This window comes from Rhodopseudomonas sp., from assembly GCF_036404135.1.
Classification (GTDB): domain Bacteria; phylum Pseudomonadota; class Alphaproteobacteria; order Rhizobiales; family Xanthobacteraceae; genus Rhodopseudomonas_A.
The window spans coordinates 1-19,201 of sequence record NZ_DASWPE010000060.1 but is presented as its reverse complement, the minus strand read 5'-3'; the positions used below and the strand labels follow the sequence as shown (position 1 = coordinate 19,201).

At 64.0% G+C, this 19,201-nt stretch carries 22 protein-coding genes; 4 read left to right on the top strand and 18 right to left on the bottom strand.

The features are described 5' to 3' along the window. From VGC77_RS06850 to VGC77_RS06820, 7 genes are all read right to left on the bottom strand, one after another. On the bottom strand, positions 1–1,001 hold a 1,001-nt coding region (locus VGC77_RS06850), incomplete at its 3' end, for a phage tail tube protein (RefSeq protein WP_331170821.1). A gap of 34 nt (positions 1,002–1,035) precedes the next feature. Further along, positions 1,036–1,503: a hypothetical protein gene (locus tag VGC77_RS06845; RefSeq protein ID WP_331170820.1), complete on the bottom strand. Its 468-nt coding sequence runs from the start codon at positions 1,501–1,503 to the stop codon at positions 1,036–1,038. Beyond that, positions 1,503–1,874 carry a hypothetical protein gene (locus VGC77_RS06840; RefSeq protein ID WP_331170819.1) on the bottom strand — a complete coding sequence of 124 codons (372 nt, stop codon included), beginning with the start codon at positions 1,872–1,874 and terminating at the stop codon, positions 1,503–1,505. Before VGC77_RS06840 ends, VGC77_RS06845 begins: the two co-directional genes overlap by 1 nt. A 10-nt stretch (positions 1,875–1,884) precedes the next feature. After that, on the bottom strand, positions 1,885–2,421 hold the full coding sequence (locus tag VGC77_RS06835; RefSeq protein WP_331170818.1) for a hypothetical protein: 537 nt from the start codon (positions 2,419–2,421) through the stop codon (positions 1,885–1,887). Positions 2,422–2,497: 76 nt separating this feature from the next. Then, a complete protein-coding gene (locus tag VGC77_RS06830; protein WP_331170817.1) occupies positions 2,498–2,761 on the bottom strand; it encodes a hypothetical protein in 264 nt (87 codons plus the stop codon). 71 nt (positions 2,762–2,832) lie between these two features. Then, complete coding sequence (locus tag VGC77_RS06825; protein ID WP_331170824.1) at positions 2,833–3,567, bottom strand: phage major capsid protein; 735 nt, start codon at positions 3,565–3,567, stop codon at positions 2,833–2,835. Beyond that, on the bottom strand, positions 3,564–3,791 hold the full coding sequence (locus VGC77_RS06820) for a hypothetical protein (RefSeq protein WP_331170816.1): 228 nt from the start codon (positions 3,789–3,791) through the stop codon (positions 3,564–3,566). Before VGC77_RS06820 ends, VGC77_RS06825 begins: the two co-directional genes overlap by 4 nt. A gap of 10 nt (positions 3,792–3,801) precedes the next feature. Here VGC77_RS06820 and VGC77_RS06815 point away from each other — a divergent pair, with 10 nt between their 5' ends. From VGC77_RS06815 to VGC77_RS06805, 3 genes are all read left to right on the top strand, one after another. Beyond that, a complete protein-coding gene (locus tag VGC77_RS06815) occupies positions 3,802–4,227 on the top strand; it encodes a hypothetical protein (protein WP_331170815.1) in 426 nt (141 codons plus the stop codon). A 129-nt stretch (positions 4,228–4,356) separates the two neighbouring features. Then, positions 4,357–4,503, top strand: a complete 147-nt coding sequence (locus tag VGC77_RS06810) for a hypothetical protein (RefSeq protein ID WP_331170814.1) — start codon at positions 4,357–4,359, stop codon at positions 4,501–4,503. A gap of 60 nt (positions 4,504–4,563) precedes the next feature. Further along, a complete protein-coding gene (locus VGC77_RS06805; protein WP_331170813.1) occupies positions 4,564–4,800 on the top strand; it encodes a hypothetical protein in 237 nt (78 codons plus the stop codon). Between the two features lie 1,143 nt (positions 4,801–5,943). On the opposite strand, the gene VGC77_RS06800 is transcribed toward VGC77_RS06805, so the two are convergent. The 11 genes from VGC77_RS06800 to VGC77_RS06750 all read right to left on the bottom strand — a co-directional run bounded on the left by VGC77_RS06800 (position 5,944) and on the right by VGC77_RS06750 (position 18,348). After that, positions 5,944–7,296 (bottom strand): DNA-packaging protein, encoded by a 1,353-nt coding sequence (locus VGC77_RS06800; RefSeq protein WP_331170823.1) that lies wholly within the window; start codon positions 7,294–7,296, stop codon positions 5,944–5,946. Beyond that, a complete protein-coding gene (locus VGC77_RS06795; RefSeq protein WP_331170812.1) occupies positions 7,289–8,095 on the bottom strand; it encodes a hypothetical protein in 807 nt (268 codons plus the stop codon). The genes VGC77_RS06800 and VGC77_RS06795 overlap by 8 nt, the downstream gene beginning before the upstream one ends. A gap of 66 nt (positions 8,096–8,161) precedes the next feature. Next, on the bottom strand, positions 8,162–8,314 hold the full coding sequence (locus VGC77_RS06790; protein WP_331170811.1) for a hypothetical protein: 153 nt from the start codon (positions 8,312–8,314) through the stop codon (positions 8,162–8,164). Positions 8,315–8,511: 197 nt separating this feature from the next. Continuing rightward, positions 8,512–8,862: a DUF3147 family protein gene (locus VGC77_RS06785; RefSeq protein WP_331170822.1), complete on the bottom strand. Its 351-nt coding sequence runs from the start codon at positions 8,860–8,862 to the stop codon at positions 8,512–8,514. 307 nt (positions 8,863–9,169) lie between these two features. Then, a complete protein-coding gene (locus tag VGC77_RS06780) occupies positions 9,170–9,316 on the bottom strand; it encodes a hypothetical protein (RefSeq protein ID WP_331170810.1) in 147 nt (48 codons plus the stop codon). A gap of 166 nt (positions 9,317–9,482) precedes the next feature. Continuing rightward, positions 9,483–9,647 carry a Flp family type IVb pilin gene (locus VGC77_RS06775; RefSeq protein ID WP_331170809.1) on the bottom strand — a complete coding sequence of 55 codons (165 nt, stop codon included), beginning with the start codon at positions 9,645–9,647 and terminating at the stop codon, positions 9,483–9,485. A 175-nt stretch (positions 9,648–9,822) separates the two neighbouring features. Further along, positions 9,823–11,424, bottom strand: coding sequence for an MDR family MFS transporter (locus tag VGC77_RS06770; protein WP_331170808.1), 1,602 nt, complete (start codon positions 11,422–11,424; stop codon positions 9,823–9,825). A gap of 420 nt (positions 11,425–11,844) precedes the next feature. Further along, a complete protein-coding gene (locus VGC77_RS06765; RefSeq protein WP_331170807.1) occupies positions 11,845–13,005 on the bottom strand; it encodes a patatin-like phospholipase family protein in 1,161 nt (386 codons plus the stop codon). Positions 13,006–13,178: 173 nt separating this feature from the next. Next, a complete protein-coding gene (locus VGC77_RS06760) occupies positions 13,179–13,691 on the bottom strand; it encodes a YcgN family cysteine cluster protein (protein WP_331170806.1) in 513 nt (170 codons plus the stop codon). Further along, complete coding sequence (locus VGC77_RS06755) at positions 13,688–17,221, bottom strand: tetratricopeptide repeat protein (RefSeq protein WP_331170805.1); 3,534 nt, start codon at positions 17,219–17,221, stop codon at positions 13,688–13,690. Before VGC77_RS06755 ends, VGC77_RS06760 begins: the two co-directional genes overlap by 4 nt. Next, entirely contained in the window at positions 17,218–18,348 is a 1,131-nt protein-coding gene (locus VGC77_RS06750; protein ID WP_331170804.1) for an AAA family ATPase, read from the bottom strand. The genes VGC77_RS06755 and VGC77_RS06750 overlap by 4 nt, the downstream gene beginning before the upstream one ends. A 338-nt stretch (positions 18,349–18,686) precedes the next feature. Between VGC77_RS06750 and VGC77_RS06745 the strand changes: the two genes are divergently transcribed. Beyond that, on the top strand, positions 18,687–19,201 hold a 515-nt coding region (locus VGC77_RS06745), incomplete at its 3' end, for a transglycosylase domain-containing protein (protein WP_331170803.1).

The following is a 19,201-nucleotide window of genomic DNA, read 5'->3' as shown; positions in this document are numbered from 1 at the left end:
TCGGTCAGAAACACGGTGAAGTCGCCCGAGCAAACGAAGTCGCCCAGCAAGATGCCGGCGATCAACCCATCCGGGTTGATGGCCTTGGCCGCCTCGGGTCCGAGATCGACCTTGATGTTGAGGCCGGTGACGACGCCGATCACCGCGCCGTCGAGCAGCAGCAAGCCCTGCATCGAGGTCGGAATATCCGTGGTGGTTTCCGCCGCGGGCGCGGTGAAGAACGGCGCCGCGGCGCCCTCCAGGATCTTGCGATTGCGGCCCAGCACGGTGAAATTCAGGCCGACGTTGGCGTTGACGCCGATCGAGAGGTCGAAGCCGCCGATCCGCACTTCCGAATAGAACCGCGACAGATCGATGTCGGGATTATAGACCTCGATCGCCGCCTTGTAGTTGGTACGCTCCGCCTGTGTCGGCGGATTGGTGAGCTTCGGAAACAGCGAGAGCGAGAACGAGGTGTCGGCCGTCTCGGTGGTCGGCGCCGGGTAGATGTTGACGACCCGGTTGTTCGACCCGCTGAACCCGAGGATGACGAAGTATCGGTTGTTACCCGGCGCCGCGAGATTGGCGAACGAGCCCATCATGCCGACGCGGGCGCCGAGCGCGACCGGATCACCGCCGCCGAAGGTCGCGGTCTTCGTAACCGCGTCGAAGGCAACGCTGGTCAGTTCCGTTTCGTCGAGGTCGATCGGCTCCGACCATTCCGACCGCATCACCGCGGCGAAGGGAACGGCGTGGGTGCCCGGGCTGAGGAAACCATTGATGGTGCCGGCGATGGTGCGGCTACCGTGCTTGCCCATGGCCTGCTGCGCGTCCTGTTTCTTTTCGTTCGGACGGTAGCTATCCTTCGTGAGACCGAGATTGTGCGAGACGTGGCGCAGCACCTGGCCGCCACTGGAGCCCGGATCGGTCGCCGCCAAGGGCTCCGTTTCGGAATCGATGACGTCGGTTGCATACAGCTTCAGAACGACGCGCTCGGATACGCTTTCCGCGAGACCGGCCATGGCAAGTGCTCCTATGTGTGGTTGGGGTTTCGGCTCAGCCGATCAGGTCGTGGTAAAACTCGATTTCGCAGCCCGACCAGAAGTAATTCTTGGTCTCGTTGTCCATTCCCGGGACTGCGATTTCAGATCCGGGACCACCCGGATAAACGGTGACGGCGTCAATCGTGACGCCGTTGGCACGATAGGAGCGGAACGGCGCCGCCAGTGCCTCCGCATAATTGGTGCCGTAAAGCAGTCCCCAGCCGATCGGCACGAACACGAAGATCGACGCCGTGCCCGGGTTGCGATGCCGGTTGCTCCCGCGGCCGCCGCCGATCTCGATCGTATCGGACCGCTCAGCGTCGAAGACCGTGTAGATGAACGGCGACGGCGTACCGGGCAGCGCGGGCGCATCCTCGCCCTGCCAATACATGGGCAAGGCATCGCCGCTTTCAGGATGCAGCTGCGGGTTGCCCTCGATCAGGTCTTTGATGACCGCGATCGCCTCGCTTGCTGTCGTCATCAGCCCGACGCCTGAATCTGCAGCGCCACCAGCACGCCGCCGACGCGACGGGTGTTGTCGTCTGCCGCCTCAATCGCCAGCTCTTTCTGCCGGCCGTCGCGCAGCAGCACTACCTTGTCCGTGGTCGTGATCGGCAGCAGCTCGGCGAGCGGCACCATGCCCGTGGGCACCTCGGCGTCCGGATCGTTCAGCGCGATGATCTGGCACTTTCCCTGCACGATGGCGCCGATCAGCGTCGCGGATTCCAAGCCCGTAACCCGCGCGCGAACCTTCGCCTCGGTCTTCGGTCGAACCGGACCCGACCCCGTATAGCAGCGGATCAGGATGTCCTCGCCATCGTCGGCCAAGAATTCCCGGTGATCTTCCAGCATTTCCTCGGCGCTAGTCATAAGCAGGCAACCAGTATGGCTTGAGCAGGCTTTCCGCGGCCTGTCTCATGCTATCGGCAGCACCGTCGGGCAGCGTGTATTCGCGGGATCCGACGCCGTCGACGGTCTTTCTCTTGACCAGGCCACCCTCGTTTGGCGTCGCGTCGCGCAGCACGCCAGCCATCAGAATAATAGCGTGCTTTATCGCTGGCGGTACCGGGCTTGCTGGAGCGACGCCGTACCCGGCTCGATATCGGAAGGCGCGAGATCTCCCATCTTCCGCTATGATATCAGTTACCGTGTCGACGTATGGAGGCAATGGAAGCTGATCAACGTCAACGATCCATTTCGCTGGAACGACGATCTCAAGAGTTTGAAGTCCAATGGCACGGTGCAACCAGCCGTCCCGCCCATCGATCTGCCCTTGAGCTACGGCAAGCAGGGTGTCGATGTATGCGGTGGCGTCGTCGGCAGAGAATACGCGAACTTCCCGCGCCTCATCCGCGGTGACGACGGCGATTGGCGGAGAGATAACAACGACACGGGACATTCACCGCCGCCCTTTCGAATGAGCCAAATTGATGCGCCGCTCAAAATGAGAGCGACGCAAGACTCTGCGGTTCCGACTACGTCGTCTTCTGGTCTTCGAGGTTCTTGACGACGGCGTCGTGCGCGGACAGTGTCGGGTCGTTGAAGTCGATCCGGTTACTGTCCGGCTTGGCGCCCTTGCGCGGATTGGCGTCCACCGCCGGGTGTCCCGTGTCGACGCCCTCGGCAATCTCCGGCTCCTGCAGCGCGCCTGAAGCCTCCGGTTTGGTCGCAGGGGTGAGCTTGTCGATGTCGGGATGGTCCGGCGCGGCATCGGTCGTGTGGGTTTTCGGCTTCACCATGATGGCTCCTGATGATTTGTGGCTGGAGGGGAACCGGGCGGACTATCCGCCCGGATTGACAGGCCCGCGCCTTACGCGCCGACGACCAGCGCCCGCATCGGCTCCGGATTGTAGACGCCGCCGCCGACACGCTTGACGGTGTAGAAGTGCACGTAGGGTTTGTCGGTGAACGGGTCGCGCAGCACCGAGATGCCGATGCGATCGACGATCAGGTACGTCGCCTCCATGTCGCCGTAGAGCGCAACGACGTTGCCGGCTGCAACGGTCGGCATGTCCGGAAGCTCGACGATCGGAGCGCCCGCGAGCGTCGCCGGCTGACCCGCAACATAGGTCGGCTGCCACAGATAGTTGCCCTGGCCATCCTTGAGCTTGCGCGCGGCGCCGAGCGAAAGGCGGTTGATGTAGAGCTTCGCGTTGGCCGCGAACTCGCCCGGCAGGCTGTACATCAGATCGATGAAGCCATCGCCGGTGAGGGCCGCCGCGGCGCCGCTGTTCACGGTCGCAATGGCGCCCCACGGGTGGCGCGCCGCGTTGGCCGCGCCGGTAACGAAGGTGAGGATGCCGTACGGCTTGTTGGTGCCGTTGCCGGACAGGAACGCAATCCCCTCCTGCTTGGCGAACTCGCCCTCGACTTCCCCGGCCAACCACTGCTCCAGGTCGATCGCCGCGTCGTCCAACAGCTGCTGCGAGATCGCCGGGTTGGCGTAGAGTTCACCCGGAGTAAAATCGAGCGAGCCGAGGCCGGGGGTCGACGTAGCCGGACGCGCTGCGGTTTCACCAACCCAACCCCTGTTACCATCGCTCAGAGAGACGAGGTGATGAAGTGACGCACCAGATCAACACGCAAGAGCGTTTCCTTTTGGAATGGTTGGGCCGTGGTGACGGGCAGTACGGCGAATGCCACGGTGCCGCGCTTGAGGGCTTGGTTGCAAAGGGATTTGCGATCGTTGGCGTCGCTGGGGAAGGTGTCGATTCTATGTATCTCGGCGTTTCGATAACCGACGCTGGATGCGCCGCCCTCCAATCCCAAGGAGCAAGCCATGGTGACTGATGAGATGGTGGAGCGGGCGGCGCGCTCCGATTACGAATTCGACAACCGTGGGGATTGGGATCGCGCGGCTCGGGTGGATCGCGAGAGATACCTTGCGAGGTCGCGCACCGCGCTCACCGCAGCCATTGGTGATACGCCCGACACTATCCGAAATCCGACAACTTATGGATTTAATGCGGCGTTCCACCGGTCTTTGCAAACCTGCCAGGGCATGGAGGCGCGGCGCGCGTTACACAACTTTTGGAATGACGCCATTGGTGGAAGCCAATCTGTACTCGCCGTATACGCCACCGCCATCCGCAACGCGGCATTAGAGGAAGCGGCGAAGGTGGTAGAGCGCGAAACTTCCGGCACATTGACCAACAATATCGGAAAGATCCTCGCCGAAGACCTCCGCGCCATGGTGAAGCCATGAGATCCCACGACATCGCGCAGCTGGTGTTCATCCTCGTTTTCATCTTCTGCCTCTGGTTCTTCGGATACTGGATCGACCGGCGCAATCCGCCGTGGCGCGGGTGGTGATGCCATGATCACACGATCATCAATGTCCTATCACGTCAGGTCGGCAGCAGCAGTTGTGCTGGCGTTCTTAGCTATCATCGGCATGGCGGCCGCGTGGGTGATGTGGTTCGTGGCCCTGCCATTGGTAGGGCTGGTTGTCTTAATTGGCCGCACAGTCGGGGTGATTTGAGGTCGTTGGGTGACGGCCGAGAAGCAACATCCACCGTTTGAAATCAGGTAGTATCGAGAGATGAGCATGGCGGACGAATGCGGTGTTTGCGGCGGAGAAGGATATTATCCGATCATCGATATGAAGGGCACCGAGCGCTACAGCATCCGCTGCCCTGAATGTTACGGAAGCGGCGAGGAATATAAAGAACCTCAAGAGGAGGCGGGCGGTTTTCCTCCCAGGAGCACCGCCGCAAAGATAACAACCACGGATCAGATGCGTGAATATTTGGACCGGGTCTGGGGTGTCGAGAAATGAGCAGGACAATCGCAACGACACGCCCGCCATCATTCCTGAGCCGATCGACGCTGGCCGCCGAGCTCGACATTTCGGAAAGCACGGTTGACGAGATGGTCCGGCGCGGGGTGCTCCCAAGGCCCGTCAGATTGTCTACGGGCTGCGTGCGGTGGTCATGGTCCGCAGTCGAAACCGCGCTTGCCTCGCTGGCGGGATCGGCCGACGATACCTCGTCAGATCCGTTTATGGCAGGGGCCAAGAATGCCGCGAAAGCCGCCACAGAGAGCCGCCGTGGAACTGCCTAAAGGCGTTCACAAGGTCACATCGCGCGGGCGGGAATATTACTATTTCCAGGCCGGCCGCGGCGGTGCGAACCAAGGTGAGCGGGTGAAGCTGCCGAGCGATCCCAGGTCTCCCGATTTTTGGGCCGCGATCCGGCAGGCGCAGGGGATTTCCACGCTGACAGACGGCGACACATTCGGCGCCGTCATTGACGCCTACAAGCAATCGCCGAAGTATCTGGCGCTCACGCCCGGATCGCAGAAACAATATGACCAGGCATTGAAGACCGCGCGCGCGGCATGGGGGTCGCTCCCCGCCGCTGGCGTTCAACCTGTCCATGTCCAAGCCATCATGGACGGCTTCGCGGCGCTGCCAGGCAAGGCCAACACGTTCCTTGGCGGCATCCGCGCGCTGTCGTCTTGGGCGCGTTCTCGCGGCCTCTTGGACCATTCCATCACCGACGGCGTCGAGCCCTACGCAAAGACCGGCGGCCACAAGCCATGGACGCCCGCGCAGATCGCGGCCATCCCCAAATTGAGTTCGATGGTTCGTCGCGGCGTGATGCTCTACCTCTACACCGGGCAGCGCGGCTCTGACGTGGTTCGCCTGGTGCCGAACATGATCGACGACGGCGGTTTCAGTTTGGTGCAGCGGAAGACCGGCCGCGAGGTGTGGTGCCCTATCCTGCCCGAACTCGAAGCCGAGATGGCGACGTGGGAGAAGCGCCCCGGCCCCTTCTTGACGCAACCAAGCGGGCGCCCATTCAGCCGCAACAGGTTCTCGCTGATGTTTGAGCGAGAGCGGGCCAAAATTCCAGATCTGGCCGGCACCACACTGCACGGTCTCCGGGCGACCGCGGTCGTCCATCTGCGGAGGTCCGGACTATCGACCGCGCAGATCTCCGATTGCATCGGGATGAGCATTGCGATGATCGAGCGCTACTGCAGATTTGCCGACAAGAAGGCCAGCGGCCAGGCCGCGTTGGTCAACCTGGGCGAACGGCACAAGAACAAAATTGTAAAACATCTGAAAAATGGAAACAAGAAAGGCAGCAAAATCAAATAGATATTCTTGAAATACGAAATCACACATCTCGTCCTCCAGCGCGGCGAAGCAGCCGGCGTGTTTCACCCGTCCCTGCTCGTACAAGGCCGCCACCGGCTCGGCGCGCAGCCATTTTGCGCGCGACGCCCGCACCGGCGTCACCGGCACCGTGGCGTCGACCTCGCCGATCACCGCGCGCACCATCTCGCCGCCCTGATTGACCTCGGCGACCAGCGCGTCGGCCTCAAGCCTGCGCCACAGCGCGATCGCCCGGCTCGCCCAGGCCGACGGCGTCGCCGCGACGACGGTGTCGTCGGCCAGCACATAGACGGTGCCGGCGGCGCAGATTCCCGCGGCGACGAGGCCGCAGGCGTCGGCGCGCTTGCCGGAGGAGGCCGGCGGATCGACCGCGACCACGATCCGGGTCAGCACCGGCGCGGCCTCCACCCGGCAGCTCTCCAGCAGCGCCCGCGACCACAGCGCGTCGGGGCGGTCCTCAATGATCTCGCCGTCCAATTCCTGGCGTCCCAGCCGGGTGCCTTGGTAGCGCGCCATCACGCCCTGCAGAAAGGTCGGCGCCAGGTTGAAGGCATTGGCGCGGGTCGGCGCCCGCGTGGTGACGCAGGCCGGATCGCACAGCAGCCGCTTCAACAAAGCGGTCGGCCGCGGCGTGGTGGTGATCAGCTGCCGCGGCTGCGGCCCCAGCCGCAGGCCAAATTGCAGCATGTCGAACGCGGCCTCGGCGTAGCGCCATTTCGCCATTTCGTCGGACCAGGCGCAGGCAAATTGCGGGCCGCGCAGGCTCTCCGGATCGTCGGCAGAGAATGCCTGCGCCACCGCGCCGTTATTCCATTCCAGCCGCTTGCGCGACGGCATCCAATTCGGCCGCTCGCCGCGCGGATGCACCGCGAGCAGCCCGGAGACGCCTTCGATCATCACCTCGCGGACGTCGTGTTCGGTCTCGCCGACCAGCGCGATCCGCGACACCGCGCGGTCGGCGAACGGCGCCAGGCCGAGCGCCTGGGCGCGAATCCATTCGGCGCCGGCGCGGGTCTTGCCGGCGCCGCGGCCGCCGATCAAGAGCCAGCTCAGCCACGGCGCGCCGTTCGGCGCCAGATGCGGCGGGCGCTGGTGATCATGCGCGAACACGTCCCATTGCGCGTTGAGGAAGCCGAGTTCGGCCTCACTCATGCCCTGCAGCAGGAAACTCCGCTGCGACGGCGACCAATTGCTCCAGTCGTCGCGAAAGCGCGCGCCGGAACTCGTCGAGGTCGCGGGGAACGGCGTCGTCATCGGCGGCTCTCGCTTGCTCGGTGGCGCGCAGCCGGCGCAACTCGCTCAAGGTCTTGGTCAGGCTGGCCAGCGTGCGGGCGCGGCGCTCGGCTTCGGTGCGCTGCTTTTCCTTGAGATGGCTGCCGCCGACCAGCGCCTCGATCTGGTTGATCTCGCGCTCGATCGAGCGCGACACCCGATCCAGCAGTTTGAGGCCGCTTGCCGGCTTCGGATCGTCGAGCCGGTCGACCGCGGTGCGGCTGACGCCGCTCGGCCCGCGGCTCTTTCGCGCCGGCGCCGGCAGCGTTGCATCGGCGATGTCCTCGTCGGCCGGGGTTTCGGCGGCGGGCTTCGCGGCTGTCTTGGCAATCTTCTTCCTGGCGGCCGGGGTTTTCTTGGCGCCGGTCTTTCTGGCGGTTTTCTTCGCGACCGGCTTCGCCGCCGCCGCCGGCTCTAATTCGGCTTCGGCTTCGGCTTCGGCTTCGGCGGCTTTGACGCGCGCCACCGCGCGCTTGGCCAGCGCCACGCCGACCTCGTCGGCGTCATCGACGAGCAGCGTCTCGTCGGCTTTCTTGCAGGTGGCGGCCAGCGTTTGCCGCCGCGCGGCGGTGCTGGCGCGCTGCTTCGCCGCGGCAGCAGCGGACGTGTTGCGCGGCGTGGTCGTCACGTTGCGCCGCGCCGACGGTTTCGCCGGCGCGCTGGTTCGGGTCGCTGTCATCTGGTGAGCCTGCGCTTTGATCCTGAGAAACCGGATCCCGCGCCTCGCCGATCATCTCCGGTTCCGTCAGGTGCGGAAGAACGCGAACCAGATCATGCCGAGAATCAGTACCGCCAATCCGGTCGAGATGGTCAGCAGCGCCAACACCGACGGCCCAGGTTCGGCCTGACGGGCCTCGGTCGGGGTTTCCACGATTCGGCCTTGTTGTTTGTTCGCCATTGATGCCCTCATCGCTGGAGTGACCCCGTCGTGCGGAGCTCTGGCCACCAACGCGGCATCAAGACTGATGTTCCTGCAAATGCTTAGTGGCTTCGCCGCGCGCCAAATGGGCCGCCGCGCCGCAACACCCAATTGTGGAGCATGCGCAAACCCTAGCCCGGCAGCGTCACGCTGTCAAGGACTATTTTCCCATTCAGTCACAGCCGCAGTCCGAACCGCGCCAGCGTCGCGACCATCAAGAGATACAAAACCACGGTCAGCACGCAGCCGGCCAGCAGCGTCGGCCAGAATCCGATCCCGCTGCGCAGCATCCACGGCATCAGCAGAAACATCGGCAGCGACGGCAGCACGTACCAGAATGTCGCCTGCGCATGCGCGGCGATCCGCGCGGCGTCGCCGGTGTCGCGCCATAGCCACAGGATGCCGAGCAACGACACCAGCGGCAGCGACACGATCAGCGCGCCGAACGTGGGACTGCGCCGCGCCAGTTCCGAAACCACCCCGACGATGACGCCGGACAATAGGCATTTGACGATGAAATACATCATGCCGCAGGTCTTAACAGGCTTGCCGCGATCGCCCAACACTGCGATCGATCAAGCCGGCATCGCGAGCCGAGCACGGCGGCACGCAGGGGTGTGATGATTTCAACCTTCGCATCGCAGCGGTTGCGCAGTGCTTCTCCGCGGGTCGTCCCTGCGCACGCAGGGACCCATCACCCCTGGAGTCCACGATGAAGACGGGCGCCTACGCACAACAGCAACTCCGCGCGCTATGGGTCCCTGCCTACGCAGGGACGACCCGTTGAAGGGCGGATGCTGATCACGGTCGCATGCGCTCGCGCGGCTCCCGCCGTCAATCCACCAGCAGCATGACGAAGCCGATCGCCGGCGCCAGCACCATGCCGAGCGCCACCAGCGCGGTCAGCGAGGCCAGCCGATGGTGAAACGCCTTATCCGTGCCCTGCAGCAGATATTCGGTGTGATGACCAGTCCGTCGCATTGCGCCCCCGCGTGATGTTTGCCGTTGCCCCGCGGTGATACATCGCGCGCGCTAAAAACCTGGCCGTGAATTGCCGCAGATTCGACCCCGGCCGTTAGTGATGATTAACGGCGCCGCGGCAACGGCGCCGCGCAGGCCCATCCGGCCTCCGCGCGGGGCGCGGCGATTACTTGATGGCGCTGCCGACCGAGGTGTATTTGGCGTTGACGGTGGTGCCAAGCGCCTGCACCGCGCCGAGGATCACGATGCTGAGGCCCGCGGCGATCAGCGCATATTCCAGCGAGGTGGCCGCGGACTGATCCGCCAGAAACTTGCAAAGCAACCGCCGCACCACACACTCCTGTCGATGGTTCGCGGGTTCGTCCGCGCAGGCCGGCAAAGGCTAGGGCGGCAATGGTTTCCGGACGGTTTCCCGCGCTCGCAGCGGCGCGGCCGCGCCGCGGATTCCGGCGCTAGGCTCAACGAAATGTTAACGTCCGCCGGGCGCGGCGGGGCGCCCGCGCAGCCTATTCGGCGAGGTCGGCGGAAATCTCCGGCCCCGCCAGCGGCCGTTCTTCCATCACCAGCATGGCCAGCGCGGCCATCGCCATCAGCGCGGCGGAGGCGACGAACACGTAGCGGAACGCCGCGACCATCGCGCCGGGGGAAATCGCCGCGATGGCGTCGGTGTGCTCGCGGCCGATCGGCACGTCGCTGCCCAGCACCGCCAACAGGATCGCGGTGAATGCCGCCACCGCGAACGAGGCCATCAGCGCGCGAAAGAAATTCATCGCGCCGGTCGCGGTGCCGATCTGGTCGCGCGGCACCGCGTTCTGGATCGACACCAGGCTGACCGGAAACACCGTGCCGATGCCGACCGACAACAGCGCCAGCATGGCGAGCAGCGTCCATAGCGGCAACGGCGTGGCCACGGCCAGCGCGCAGCACATCACCGCGGAGAACGCATTGCCGGCGATCGCCACCCGCTTGTAGTGGGTCCAGCGCGTGGTGGCGCGGCCGGAAAACGCCGCCCCCAGCACCGACACCGCGACGATCGGAATCAGCGCCAGCCCGGAGGCGCTGGCGCTCAGCCCATACACCACCTCGTAATACAACGGCATGCTGACGGTGAGCCCGATCAGCACGCCGATCGCGCAACCGCCGGCCGCCATCGCATAGGGCACCACGCTGCCGTCCATCAGTTGCAGCGGCAGGAACGGCTCGGCGGTGCGCAGCGCATGCCAGACGAAGCCGAGCCCCAGCAGCGCCGCGGCGCCGGCCATCGCCAGAATCGTCGGCGACGACCAGGAAAACCGCGTGCCGCCCCAGGTCAGCACCAGCATCACCACCACCGCGGCCGCCATCAGCAACAGCCCGCCCAGCCAGTCGACCTTGCGGCGGCGATGGAACACCGGGATCTTGCCCATCTTCGGCAGCAGCAGCGCCAGCGCGCCGACCCCGAGCGGCAGGTTGATCCAGAAGATCAGCGACCAGTGCAGGTGCTCGGCGAACACCCCGCCGATCACCGGGCCGCCGATCGAGGCCGACACCCAGACCCCGGAGAAATACGCCTGGTACTGGCCGCGTTCGCGTGGGCTGACGACGTCGGAGATCACGGTCTGCACGATCGGCAGGATGCCGCCGCCGCCCAGCCCCTGCAGGCCGCGCGCCACGATCAGCACGCCGATGTTCGGCGCCAGCGCGCACAGCACGGAGCCCGCGATGAACAATCCCATCGCGATGATGATGGTGGCGCGGCGGCCGAAGATGTCGCTCAGCGTGCCGAACACCGGCGCCACCGCGGTCGAGGCCAACAGATAGGCGGTGATCACCCAGGACAGGCTGCTGACGTCGTGGAACTGGCGGCCGATGGTCGGCAGCGCGGTGGCGACGATGGTCTGGTCGAGCGCGGCGAGGAACATCGCCAGCAACAGGCTGAGCAGGATGCCGCGGACTTCGACCGGGGTCAGCGGCGCGGTCGGCGCCAAGGGCGGCGCCAAGGGCTTCGCTAAGTGCGGCGTGTCGTCGATCGCAAGATCGAGCGCTACCGCACGCGCCGGCCGCGCGATCGACGCGGGCAAGGCCCGCCGGTTGGCCGGTTCGCGGCCCTGGCTTTCGGACGTGGTCATGGACGGAGATAAATTCGTTCGAAATCGGAGGACGGGGAAGAATCGCAGCCTACGCAGCCGCGATGTTGCAAAGCTAACCTGCCAACCGCGGCCGGCCCAGCGGACGGCACGCATAGGTGCGTCCCACGCGCGCGTTCTGGTTCACGGCTGCGTGAGAGTTCGCTGAGCGACGGCGGTCCTGTCGTCCCGGGGCGCGAGAGCGATGGCTCGAGCGAACCCGGACTCTTGCAGCATGCCACGACGCTGCGTTGGTCGACCTCGTTGCAAGATTCCGGACTTGCTCGTTCTTGCGAACTCGCAATCCGGAATGACGAGGGGTTGAATCTTTCAATCCAAACCGAAAATGCTCGCGCGGACCGCAGCGCGCAGATCGCGGCATTCAGCCCCGGCGCTCAGACCCCAGCGGTCAGCCCCGAGCGCTCAGACGCCCGCCTGCGGATAGGGAAATCCCTGCGGCGGCGGCAGGCTTGGATCGACATATTTGCGCAACGCCGCGTCGGTGATCGCGTAACCCCAATTGATCAGCCGCTCCTGGGTGAGACTGTCGAGCCGGGCCAGCCGGGTCGCGAGATTGGCAAGCTCGATGGTGCGCGGCAGCGGGCACGGCAACGCGTCGTGCAGATGATACTCGGCGATGTCGGCGCGAATTCCCCAATAGGCGCCGTTGCGCCCGGTCGGATCCTGCGGATTGTCGGCGCCGCGCTGATAGGAATCGATCAGCTGGCGGATCCGCAAGGCGCGGACCTGGCTGTTGATCAGGTTCAGCACCCGATAGGCCTGCCGCAACCAGTCGGTCGGCGGCGATTCTTCCGCAGCGGTCCTGCCGCCGGCGTCGGACACCAGGATGGTCTTGTAGCGCTTCCAGGCGGTTTCCAGCCCGAGATTGTCGTACACCCCGCCGTCGGTGAGGATCACCTCGGTGGTGAATGGCGGCCGCTGCAGATCGGTGCCGGTGTTCGGCACGAAATCGGCGTTGTTCAGCGACAGCCGCGCCGGCGACAGCACCGGCGGAAACGCCGACGACGCCGCCACCGCCTGCGCCAGCGGCAGCGTCGGCGATTTCACTTCGCCGACCCGGTAGTCCCACATATACGGCTTGGAGAACCGCCACAGCACGGTGGACTGCATGTTGGTGGCGTTGATGACGAAGCGCGGCCCGTCCGGCAGATCCTGTAGCGTCTTGCCGCCGAACAGCGCGGCATCATAGGCCTTGGCGATCCGGCCGGCGACGCCGCCGGGCAGCAGCAGGCCGAGGATCACCGCCGGAATGTCGATGGTGGTGGCGGCCAGCGCCCGCAGCGGCGCCACCACTTTCGGCACGAACTCGCTCTGCACCGTGCCCGGCGCGAAGCTGAGCTGCGACCATTGCAGCCCGAGGAAGCCCGCGGTGATCGAGCCGCCGGAGACGCTGGAGATCCGCTGCAGCCGGCCGAGCCAGCCGCTGTCATACAGCCGCCACAGCGCGCCGATGTGAAACACCATGGCGCGATAGCCGCCGCCCGACAGGCACAGTGCCGGCGCGTCTTCGGGCTGCTCGGATTCGGAATCGCCGGGGATCAGTCGAACCGGAATGTCGCTCATGCGACGGCCCTCGATGCGGCGCCTGCGATGGCGGGCGCGTGGCTGAGCACTGACGATCAGCAGCCTAGCGCGCCATGCTTGCAAAGGAAAGCCGCTACACCAAGAATGATAGTTCGGCGCGCATGCTGTCCACGGCTTTCATGCTCCGCGGCAGGCAGCCTGCTACCAGCCGCTCAGGCCGGCCGCTTCTTCAAGCGCGCGCGCTTCGGCAGCAGCCCCGGCCATTGCACGATGTGGTCTTCGAGATGTTCGTCGTTGATGTCGAGTTCGGTGCCCTGCACCCGGCCGCGCACCGAGACCCCGGCCTCATGCACCGTGTTCGGATCGCCGGAAATCAAGGGGTGCCACCAGTACAGATCGCGGCCCTCGGCGACCAGCTTGTAGGCGCAGCTCGGCGGCAGCCAGTTCAGGGTGCGGACGTTCTCCGGGGTCAGCCGCACGCAGTCCGGCACCTGGTCGGAGCGGTGCGCATAATCCTTGCAGGCGCACAGCCCGGAATCCAGCAAGCGGCACGACACATGGGTGAAATAGATCCTGCCGCTATCCTCGTCCTCGAGCTTTTCCAGGCAGCAGCGCGCGCAGCCATCGCACAGGCTTTCCCATTCGGCGCCCGACATCTGCTCCAATGTCTTGGTCTTCCAGAACAATCCCTCCTGCTCGGAGGGTTTCTTGGCGGGTGCTGTCATGCCGTTGAATGTTTCCGAGGTGGGCGCCCACGACGACGTTTGGGTTTGGGCGGGTTCTGGACCGGCTGGCTGTTCCGGCGGCTGCTCAGCCAGCGCAAGATCGGCTCTGCCGGTTTACGAATCTCCGGGCTGAAGTCCAGCAGAAATTGCGGGCCGCGCACATAGCCGACAAAAGCGGCATAGAGCGGCGCCTGGCGTTCCGCCTGACCGGACTCGACGAACCAGGCGATCAGCTTTTCGCCGTAGCCGCGGGATTCGGCGATGCGCAGAAGGCGCAGAAGATCGTCGAAAAATGTCGACCGGAGCTGGTCTTGATCGCCGGCGAGCGCTTCTTGCAGATGCAGCGTGGCGGCGCCGAAATTGTCGCTGGAGATTTCGACAGCGGCGTCGAGCAACCCTCGCCCCACCGGATGGAGTTCGCCAAGCGCGGCACGGAGCGGCGCGAGTTCCGATGTTCTACCCGCGGCCAGCAACAGCCATGCGAGGTTCGCTTCGGCGAACATTGTTGGGTCGGATATTGACATAGCTTCACGGTATGCCGCCTCGGCCTCGCTCGGCTTTCCCGAATGATCCGCAAGCGTGTTGCCCAAAAGGGTCCAGGCCGCAGAGTCCTTGGAATCTATTTCGGCCGCACGCCGACACAACTTCTCAGCTTCCTCGAAGCGCCCCAATTCAATCGACGTCGTTGATCCGAAATCGAGGGCCCGCACGACCAGAGCGCGGAGTTCAGGCTGATCGGACATCCCAAAGCGGCTCACGACCTCCTTAAATACAGCAATTCCCTCTTCACTCCGTCCCAACAAACCAAGGCGCACACCCTTATTTACCAAGGCGTGCGCGACCGCTTCGCTAAGCGCAGGCTGATCGCCGCTCCCGAAACGGCGAACAACCTCATCATAAACCCTAATTGCATCTTCGCTCTGTCCAACGGAGTCTAGGGTGGCGCCCTTGCCGACCAGGGCGCGGGCTACGCCCTCGCGAAGCTCAGGCTGCTCGGCATCCCCGAAACGTCTTACCACCTCATCGTAGACCGCGATTGCCTCTTCGTTCCGTTCCGATGAACCGAGTCGCCCCCCCTTGTTCACCAGCGCGCGGGCCACCTGTTTGCTAAACTCGAGCTGTTCCGCACTCCCGAACAGGCGCACCACCTCGTCATAGGCCGAAATCGCCTGTTCGTTCCGTTCCAACAAGCCAAGCTCGATACCCTTATTGCACAGCGCGCGGGCCACCTCCGCACGAAGCTCCGGTTGGTCCACGGTCCCGAACCGTTTCACCACCTCATCATAGACCGCGACCGCCTCTTCACTCCGCCCTAAGAAATCCAGCGCGTCTCCCTTGTTGACCAACGCGCCGGCCACTTGTTCGCGAAGCGCAGGCTGCTCTGCGTCCCCGAACCGGCTCACCACCTCATCATAAGCCGCCATCGCCTCTTCGCTCCGTCTGAGAAATGCTAGCGTGCACCCCTTCAGAAATAGCGCGCGGGCTGTGTGCTCCCGAAGCGCCGGCTGTTCGACGGCCCCGGACAGGCGCACTACATCGTCAAAGACTGCTAACGCCTGTTCGCTCCGTTTCAACAAGCAAAGCCTGATACCCTTGCTCAGCAGCGCGCCGGTCACTTCCTTGCGAAGTTCAGGCTGTTCGGCAGTCCCGAACCGGTTCATCACCTCGTCAAAGACCGCTATCGCCTCTTCGCTCCGTTCCACAGAACCAAGCGCAATCCCCTTACTGACCAACGCGTGAGCTACTTGTTCGCAAAGTACTGGCTGCTCAGCGTTCCCAAACCGGCTCACCACCTCGTCGTAAACCGCGATTTCCTCGTCGCTCTTCCCCAAAGAACCGAGCGTCAACCCCTTGAGAACCAACGCTCGGGCCACTGCCTCGCGAAACACGGTCTGCTCCGCGGTCCCAAATCGGCCCAAAATTTGGTCGTAGACCGCGATTTCCTCATCGTTCCTCCCCACCGAACCGAGCGTCAGCCCCTTGAGGACCAGCGCGCGGGCCACTTGCTCGCGAAGCTCAGGCTGGTGCGCGGTTCCGAACCGGCTCAACACTTGGTCATAGACCGCGATTTCCTCCTCTTTCCGTCCGGCAGAGGCCAGCTTGTTTGCAGCTTGCATGAGCTTTCGGGCATCATTCAATTGGCCTTCGACAACTCCGCTGAACTCGTGGCTCATATCCGCCACTTCCGAACTATCTGAAGCGTCCGCGGACCGAGACGATACATCGATTTTTTTGATACTCGCTCCACCCTCGCCCACGGCCTCAAGCGCTTCCCGATACAGCGGATGCCAATTTGCGCGGCCCTCAGACATCGCCTGCGCCTTCATTTTGACAAGTTCAGCCGGCGCGTAGAAGCTGCTCAGGAACGCCGTCAGCCAATAGATCTTCTGCCGCGTCCGCCTCGTGCCGTGACGCATCAGGTACCAGATGTTGAAGAACCGCTCGACCAGCTGATAGCCCGCGCGCGCGCCCGACGTTTGAACCTCTTCGACAAGACCGTCGCGCTTCAGCCTGTTGAGCTGCGGCGAGATGGTCGTGACGTCGACCGCGGTCACCAGGCTGAGATCGTGCGACGTGATCGGGTGCCAATGAAGCGCGATGGCGTCGATCACCGCGCGCTGCAGATCGGTCTGATACTCCTCGACGCGGGCCTTGTAGAACGGCGTCAATTGATCGAGCAGCACTTCCAGATCGGAAAAGACCGTGTCGCTTTCGCTGCGCTCGAGCAATTGATAGACAAGAGTCAGCACCCGCGGATTGCCACCGGTCAAAGTGTGCAGGGTGCGGATTCGTTCGGGCTCCCGCGTGAGAATCTCGCTGACCGCCTTGCCGGATTCGCCGCGGGCCTGGGCAAGACGGTTCATGCATTGCAGCAGTTCGGCTTCCGAGAGCGGATCCAGCATGTGCGGATGAAAGAATTCGTAGAACGCGGCATCCCGCTCGCCTGATTGGCGCAGTAGCTGCGTGGCCGCGCCGAACAATACCGGGCCGCCGGGGGCCTGCAGAATCCGACGCAACTCCCAGTTCTGCTCCGGAGTCAAGGCATCGAGGATCAAATCGAGATTGTCGACGAACAGCACTGGTCGGCCGCCGAGCCGCTTCGACAACGCCAGGAACGCTTCCACGGCGGAGCGCGATTGACGCCACTCCGGCGTCAGCAGGCTGCGGTCGATCTCGGCCGCGACCTCCGCCTTGCCTTCGCTCTCGCACCATTCGGCGAGCGCCTCCGCGCAATTGCGCCAGAGCGCATCCAGCGAGCGGACATTGTATTGCTCCTCGCGAAACGTCAGCGGGATGAAGCGCTGCCGCAACGCGGGCTCGCTGGAAATCCCGATCGCCAGACGCCGCAGCAGGCTGGTCTTGCCCATGCCGCGCGGCCCGACGACGATGTGATGCTCGGCCACATCCGGCATATCGCGCAGCTTGTCGAGCAGGAACGCGACGAAGTCGCCGCGCGCGACGAAGCCGGCCAGGAACGTCTCGTTGTCGAGACGGCGCGGATCGTAGATCGCGATGCCGAGCGTCGTCATGGGCAGATGTACTTCTGCCAGTAGCGACGCAACAGGCCGGAGCGAAACTGCCAACGGCCGGTGGCTTCAATCAAGAAACCGTCGTTCGCGAGCGCGGTCAGGGAGTCCATCAGAGCACGCTGGCTGATCGCGGGATGCTGTTGAGTCAATTTGGTCAGCAGCGTTGCAACGGTTTCGCCGGCCGGATGCCCGGCGCAGCTTTCAAGAATAGCATGGAGAATATCCGACTCCGGCTTCGGAAAATTCTTGGTCAGATGCTCTTCCCATGCTGCAAAGCTGCCTCGATAGGCCGGCGCCAGCAGTTGCTCGAATGCGCAATCGATCTCGGCAATCGTCGCGAACGGTACGCCACCGTCGATCGCTTCCGACTTGATGCGATTTGCGATGAGATGCAGGTAGAAAGGCGACAGCCAGCCGAGTTGCTCGGCGAGATGATCGAAACCGTTGTCATCCAAAGCAAAACGCCATCGCACTTTGCCATTCTTGCAAAGCTCGGCGAGATAAGCGCGCGCCTCCGGCTTCGAGAACGGATCGAGCGGAAAGATTTCCAGATCGACCAACGATCCTGACAGGCCGGCGCGGCGCGCCACCACATCCAACCCGATCGAGCCGGTCAACAGCCAACGCACCTTCGGATAGGCTTGGCGCAACTTGCGCAGGTGATAGAGAAACTCCAGCGTCGCCGTCGGATCGGCAGCCAGTCGCGCGGCGACGAACAGCGCAATTTCATCGACCAGGATCACCACGTTCGCCGGTTGCTCGTTGAGCGACGCCACCAGGGCTTCGGAGAATCGCTTGACGTCGATGTGTCCGATCGCCTTGATCGGATTGCCGTCGATATCGCTGGTGAGGAGTTGCTGCAGTCTGTGAACAAGCTGCCCCTTCGCGCGCTGCGCAAGTGATCCGGCCTCTTCGATCTTCTTGCAGAGGTCACGAAGAAATTCGTCTTCAGTGCTCATGCCCTCGACGTCGGAAAATATTGTCAGCCAACCTTGCGCCTTCAGCCTCCTTTCGACGTCGTGCATCAACCAGGTCTTGCCGACGCGACGCGGCGCCAGCATTTGGATGCTGTGGCCGGCATCCAACAGCCGCAGAAGTTCTTGGGTTTCCGATTCACGATGCGCCATCAGCCCACCCCCTTCTGCCCGCCGGACTTCGACAGCACGGCCACCCGATATGTCTCACTCGCGATCGCACCTTCGCGGCGCGCCAGAATTATTCTTTATCAAATAAATTCATTTATGAAAATATCTTTTTTTAGATAATTATACGGAACCTCAGCACCTTGGCTCGGGGCGACCGCCTGCGATGCGAGTCCCTATTGGTCAGACAGAGGCGGTCAGTTACATAAGATGATCGAGTCCCCGGGGCCGCCGGTTCGGCCTTGGGTTTGCCGCAACATTCCAGCAAGACGTCTTGCCGGCGCCGTCCCGCGCCCTAAACCGCTGCAACTGTTAGGTTCCCGGTGCGTCAGATCGTGCCCCCCGACTGGAACAAGAAAATCCGGCATTTCCTGCTGGACGTCGATGCGCGCATCGATTCCACGCTGTTTTCCTCGGCGGTGGGCCTGCGCGAGCTCTACGAGCGGTTCTCCACCTTCATGGACCGCTTCCATGTCGGCCGCTGGAAACGCTGGGTGTTCATCGAGCCATTGTCGGAGATGGCCACCATCGGGCTGTGCGGACTCATTCTGATGCTGGCGCTCGCGGTGCCGGCGTTTCGCGAGACCGCCGACGACGACTGGCTGAAGAAATCCGACCTCGCGGTGAGCTTCCTCGATCGCTACGGCAATCCGATCGGCAATCGCGGCATCAAGCACAACGACTCGATCCCGCTGGAGGACTTTCCCGACAACCTGATCAAGGCGACGCTGGCCACCGAAGACCGCCGCTTCTACGATCACTTCGGCATCGACATCGCCGGCACCGCGCGCGCGCTGGTCACCAATGCGCAGGCCGGCGGCGTGCGCCAGGGCGGCTC

Bases quoted from the DNA above. Each gene is read 5' to 3' on its own strand.
- VGC77_RS06845 (WP_331170820.1), bottom strand. From the start codon at position 1,503: ATGACGACAGCAAGCGAGGCGATCGCGGTCATCAAAGACCTGATCGAG.
- VGC77_RS06840 (WP_331170819.1), bottom strand. From the start codon at position 1,874: ATGCTGGAAGATCACCGGGAATTCTTGGCCGACGATGGCGAGGACATC.
- VGC77_RS06835 (WP_331170818.1), bottom strand. From the start codon at position 2,421: ATGTCCCGTGTCGTTGTTATCTCTCCGCCAATCGCCGTCGTCACCGCG.
- VGC77_RS06830 (WP_331170817.1), bottom strand. From the start codon at position 2,761: ATGGTGAAGCCGAAAACCCACACGACCGATGCCGCGCCGGACCATCCC.
- VGC77_RS06815 (WP_331170815.1), top strand. From the start codon at position 3,802: ATGGTGACTGATGAGATGGTGGAGCGGGCGGCGCGCTCCGATTACGAA.
- VGC77_RS06810 (WP_331170814.1), top strand. From the start codon at position 4,357: ATGTCCTATCACGTCAGGTCGGCAGCAGCAGTTGTGCTGGCGTTCTTA.
- VGC77_RS06805 (WP_331170813.1), top strand. From the start codon at position 4,564: ATGAGCATGGCGGACGAATGCGGTGTTTGCGGCGGAGAAGGATATTAT.
- VGC77_RS06800 (WP_331170823.1), bottom strand. From the start codon at position 7,296: ATGAGTGAGGCCGAACTCGGCTTCCTCAACGCGCAATGGGACGTGTTC.
- VGC77_RS06795 (WP_331170812.1), bottom strand. From the start codon at position 8,095: ATGACAGCGACCCGAACCAGCGCGCCGGCGAAACCGTCGGCGCGGCGC.
- VGC77_RS06790 (WP_331170811.1), bottom strand. From the start codon at position 8,314: ATGGCGAACAAACAACAAGGCCGAATCGTGGAAACCCCGACCGAGGCC.
- VGC77_RS06785 (WP_331170822.1), bottom strand. From the start codon at position 8,862: ATGATGTATTTCATCGTCAAATGCCTATTGTCCGGCGTCATCGTCGGG.
- VGC77_RS06780 (WP_331170810.1), bottom strand. From the start codon at position 9,316: ATGCGACGGACTGGTCATCACACCGAATATCTGCTGCAGGGCACGGAT.
- VGC77_RS06770 (WP_331170808.1), bottom strand. From the start codon at position 11,424: ATGACCACGTCCGAAAGCCAGGGCCGCGAACCGGCCAACCGGCGGGCC.
- VGC77_RS06765 (WP_331170807.1), bottom strand. From the start codon at position 13,005: ATGAGCGACATTCCGGTTCGACTGATCCCCGGCGATTCCGAATCCGAG.
- VGC77_RS06760 (WP_331170806.1), bottom strand. From the start codon at position 13,691: ATGACAGCACCCGCCAAGAAACCCTCCGAGCAGGAGGGATTGTTCTGG.
- VGC77_RS06755 (WP_331170805.1), bottom strand. From the start codon at position 17,221: ATGACGACGCTCGGCATCGCGATCTACGATCCGCGCCGTCTCGACAAC.
- VGC77_RS06750 (WP_331170804.1), bottom strand. From the start codon at position 18,348: ATGGCGCATCGTGAATCGGAAACCCAAGAACTTCTGCGGCTGTTGGAT.